We start from the raw sequence: 5,025 nt of genomic DNA on the forward strand, positions 1-5,025 counted from the left end.
CCAACACGAGTAAATATCCGATCGCTAACCCCCAAAACAGCAGAAGTTGCCGGAACAAAACTACCAGTTTGCGCCATTAATTGAATCAATCCTACCTGCCTTAAATAACAACTTTTCCCACTAGCATTCGGACCAGTTAAAATAATTAAATCTGGAGCAGAATAAGGAGTAATTCCCGAATTATTTTCCTCTATATTTTTACTACCTAATATGGCAGTATTCGGCACAAAAAAACCAGCAGGCAAATATTTTTCTACCACCGGATGCCGACCCTCAATAATTTTCAATTCCCGACTATCAGTCATAGTAGGACGAACATAATTTTGATAAACTGCCACTTCTGCTAAACCACACAAAACATCCAGAGCTGCCACCGCCCGAGAAACATTTCTAATCTCTTCTGCGTATTCCCCTACTTCATTTCTCAGACCAACAAAAATATCATATTCCAACTCATTCAAATCATCTTGTGCCGTCAAAATCCTCACTTCTCTTTCCTTTAATTCCTCAGTAATATAACGCTCCTCATTAGTCAAAGTCTGCTTCCGAGTATAATCATCCGGAGCCAAATCTGCCTTTGATTTTGAAATACTAATATAATAACCAAAAGCCTTATTATAACCAACCTTTAAATTAGTAATTCCCGTCCTTTCTCTCTCCGTAACTTCCAAATTAGCAATCCATTTTTGGTCTTCTTCAGCTAACCTCTTCATCTGATCTAATTGTTCATTTATACCAGACTGAATTAACCCTCCTTCTTTTAACTTTTGAGGAGGAGACTCTACTAAGTGAGAATGAATTTTTTCTCCCAATTCTTGTAAGATTGACGGAATTTTTTGCAAGACTTTTAAATAGGGAGAATTACCTGCCAATACTAAGGCAGAAAGTTCGGGAAGTTTCGTTAAAGAATCAGCTAAAAAAACTAAATCTCTAGCATTTGCCGTACCAGCACCAGTACGCCCAGTTAGACGCTCTAAATCGTAAATTTGACGCAATACTCCTTGGATATCTTGACGTAGACCATTATTATTTATGAGTTCATCAATAGTGTCATGTCTAGCACGAATACCCTTCAGACTCAAAAGTGGTTGCTGCAACCATCGTCGTAAAGCACGCCCCCCCATTGCAGTGCTAGTTTTGTCGATCGCCGATAACAGCGACCCTTGATAACTTCCATCTCGCACCGTTTGAGTAATTTCCAAATTCCGGCGAGTCTGGTGGTCAATAATCAAAAAATCTGCCAAAGTATAGCTCCGCAGACGTTGTAAAGGAACTTGATTTTCCTTTTGAGTTTCTTCGAGATATTCCAGCAACCCACCCGCAGCACGAACCCCCAGTGGAATACGTTCGCAACCGATACCTTCTAGGGATGTCAGTTGAAATTTTATCAACAGTCGCTCTTTTGCTTCTCCTATAGTAAAAGGTTGTTGCGGACGTAGAGAATAACAGAAAGAATTCGGCAGACATTCTGGAAGATAGTCCGATTTTTCTCCCGGTCGCAACATAAAACCGATATCCGGCGCATTTGTAGGAAATAGCACTTCCGACGGTTGCAAACGCATCAATTCTTGAGTTAGTTGGTCTAAGCCTTGAGTTTGGGTGGTAAGAAACTCTCCGGTGGAAATATCAGTGTAAGCAAGACCCCAATGATTTTTGGCAATGATGACAGCAGCTAAATAATTATTGTAACGAGGTTTTAGCATTCCATCGTCGGTGAGAGTGCCAGGGGTAAGAATACGAGTAATTTCACGCTTTACTTGACGGTTTTCTTTTTTGGCAATAGCAGAGTCTTCTACTTGATCGCAAACAACCACAGCGTAACCCTTTTCTACTAACATAGCAGCATATTTTTCCACCGCATGGTGAGGTACACCAGTCATTGGCACTCTACCAATTTCTTTACCAGCGTGTTTAGTAGTTTGTACTAATTCTAATTCTTGAGCGATCGTTACAGCATCCTGAAAAAAACATTCAAAAAAATCACCTACTCGGAATAGTAAAAGAGCGTGAGAATATTGTAATTTTACTTCCACATAACGCTGCATCATTTCTGACAGCTTGCTAGTATCAATTTCACTGTAATCAGTATTAGGAGGAAGAGAATTTTCTGCTTGGTCTTGTTTCACTTTTGGAGATTTTTGAGTAGATGTAGATGCGGAATATTTCATAGATACTTATATAGATAATTTGTAAGCATTCAGCAGTCAGCTATCAGCTATCAGCTATTTATTTTAGTTTGAAAGAAAGCCTTGATTAATGAGGTAAATTGAATTTTACTATAAAAGCCGACTTTTAAATTAATATAGCATTTAAAACTCCTCCTTAAGATTTAGATATTATTGCTGAGAGCTGACAGCTAATAGCTGTTTGCGCAGCATTCTGTAGGAAATGCTTACATAATTTTATTTATTTAATATTATAGCGATCGTCCTGTACCAAAACAGATACCTGTATTTTTTGTATTTTTGAAAGGATTAATTTTTCTTCTAAGACTTTGATAAATAATAATAAAAATTTTATAAAATTTTCACGTAATTGATACTACTCCCAATTTTAATTGTTTAGCAAACATTATTAGGACTTACGCAGAGACTTTACTTATGGCTAGAGCATTAGCGGATCTTGGGGTTAGTCAATACCATTTGCTCCTACAGATGGTGGTTTAAAAGTCAATTTGTGTAAGTCCTGATTATATTGTTTATTAGCATAAAATTCAATAAAAAGCAACCTGTATAATATAAATTGAGTGAATGTACTGCTTCATTTATTATGTATTAAAAGTAAGCATTTCCCGTATAATGTTGTACAAACAGTTATTAGCTGTTTCATAAAGAATGAATATGCACTCTCTCTCGTCAAGGTCAGTTTTTTTCCAATACTTTTAATTCTCCTGAAATTTATCAATGTTAATTGCTGCTCAAAAATCAATAAATTCATAGCTGAGAGCTGACGGCTGTTTGCGCAGCATTCCGGAGGAAATGCTTACGTTAAATTACAAAGTTTAATGATGAATAACCAAGTAAAATTAGACCAATATAAACAGGAATTAGCTAAAATTTATAGTCAGAGAAGCCAAAACTATGATGAAAGTAAATGGCATTCTCATATTACCCATCGTCTGGTTGAATCTGCACAAATTAAACCAGGAGATAAAGTTTTAGATATTGCTGCTGGTACAGGTCATGTTGCTATTGAAGTAGCTCAATTAGTAGGCGATAACGGTAGAGTTGTGGGGATAGATATTTCTAGTGGAATGCTCGAACAAGCAAGAAAAAAAGTTGCCCAATTAAACCTTGAAAATATTGAATTTCAGTTGGCAGATGGGGAAAATATAGACTTTCCAGCTAACAGTTTTGACGTGATTTTATGTGCTAATGCTTTTACATTAATGAAAGATAAAGAAGCTACTTTACGTCTTTGGTCTCAGTTTCTCAAACCAGGCGGTTACATAGGTCTTCATAATATAGCTGAAATAGGTTTTACAGGAATATTTGTTTTGGAAAAAGTATTAGAAAATCATGGCATAAATCTTGATTTTTTTCATTTATCAGATTCCGTAAATACTATTGAAAAATATCAGAATTTATTAACTCAGGCAGACTTAGAAATAATTTCTGTTAAAATGGAAAATCATGGGAGTTATCTAAGTTTAGAAGATACAAAAAAAAGGTGGAACTTAGTTTATTATCCTTCCCCAGGAAATATTCCTAATCCAATTACAAAACTTTCCTCCGAGGAAATAGAACAAATGAAAGCCGAATTTGAAGAGGAATTAAAACGGTTAATTACACCAGAAGGAATTTGGAATAATGGTACTACTTTGTTGGTATTAGGGCGCAAAGTAGTGGACTGACACAGCTAAAACATGAGGAGTAGGGGAGTAATATCATGTCCATTGGTATCGTTTGTGTAAAAGTTAGCGTGGATATCTACAGGAAATTTAAGTGTTTTTCTTGCCTGTTGCCTGTTGCCTGTTGCCTATTGCCTATTGCCTATTTACTATACAAGACCGATGCTACCGGACATGATATAAGGGAGTAAGGGAGATCGAGAAATATTTGGTAATGCTTGAAGATGGAACATTTTTTTATACCGAATTAAACGGGTTTTATATAATACCAATTTGATAAGTGTTTGTTACAAATAGTAGAAGTAAGAAAGAAGGAAGAAGTAAAGAAGGAAGAAGGATTAAATTTTGAAAAAAAGGTAAAAACGAGAAATAACTATTCTTTAATGAACGAAAGCTAGTATCTTTAAGCAGAGCCGATCGAGAGGCACTTTTTATAGCATTCTTTTTTCACGCTTGGTATAATTCCCACTATTGTTTTGGGTGAAAATTACTTTCCATAAACCCAGTTTTGGATAAAAGTACAAACAACAAAAAAGAGGTCTTTTGACCTCTCTTTAACTACCATTTTTCAAAACAGTAATTTAACTGATGAGGGGTTCGGGGAGCTATAAGTCCCGCGCTGTATGCGTAGCATCAGCGTCAGGATACATGGACTCCCCGCCCTTATCTATTCGGCTCGATGCCGATGATACAAGCATTGACCAGTAGCTATAGCTTGTGGTAAACTACAGCTATGCTGACGATGAACTACACCTACCGAATCTATCCAGATGCTAACCAACAGACTGAACTGTTGGATTGGCTTGAGACCTGTAGAGGCGTGTATAACTACGCTTTGCACGAACTCAAAGACTGGATTGCTTCGCGTCAGTGTCTGGTAGATAGGTGTTCGTTGCAGAAGGAGTACATCATTCCTGCCGATGAGCCGTTCCCGTCTTACCATCGTCAACAAAACAACCTGCCCAAAGCTAAGAAGCAATTCCCGCATTTGGGCCAGGTGCATTCTCAGGTGTTGCAGACTACTATTCGTAGACTGCACGACACCTGGGAAGCTTTTCAGAAGAGGGGTCATGGATTTCCGCGCTTCAAAAAGTTTGGTCAATTCAAGTCTTTTGTGTTTCCTCAGTTCAAAAGCAACCCCATCAACGGATTCGCTATCAAGCTACCGATTGCGT

General features: G+C 37.3%; 3 protein-coding genes. 2 read left to right on the top strand and 1 reads right to left on the bottom strand.

Features of this window, described 5'->3' with window-relative positions; translation table 11 throughout:
- Window positions 1–2,168: DNA mismatch repair protein MutS (gene mutS, locus AC3DU7_RS24970; protein ID WP_488041995.1), on the bottom strand; the 2,168-nt coding region annotated here is incomplete at its 3' end.
- A gap of 839 nt (window positions 2,169–3,007) precedes the next feature.
- On the opposite strand from mutS, the gene AC3DU7_RS24975 reads away from it, so the two are divergent.
- Both AC3DU7_RS24975 and AC3DU7_RS24980 read left to right on the top strand, forming a co-directional pair.
- Window positions 3,008–3,853, top strand: a complete 846-nt coding sequence (locus tag AC3DU7_RS24975; protein ID WP_488041996.1) for a class I SAM-dependent methyltransferase — start codon at window positions 3,008–3,010, stop codon at window positions 3,851–3,853.
- A gap of 730 nt (window positions 3,854–4,583) precedes the next feature.
- Window positions 4,584–5,025: RNA-guided endonuclease InsQ/TnpB family protein (locus tag AC3DU7_RS24980; RefSeq protein WP_488041997.1), on the top strand; the 442-nt coding region annotated here is incomplete at its 3' end.

Source organism: Okeania sp., from assembly GCF_983059655.1.

Excerpts from the sequence above, each read along its gene's own strand:
- AC3DU7_RS24975 (WP_488041996.1), top strand. The coding sequence starts at position 3,008 with ATGAATAACCAAGTAAAATTAGACCAATATAAACAGGAATTAGCTAAA.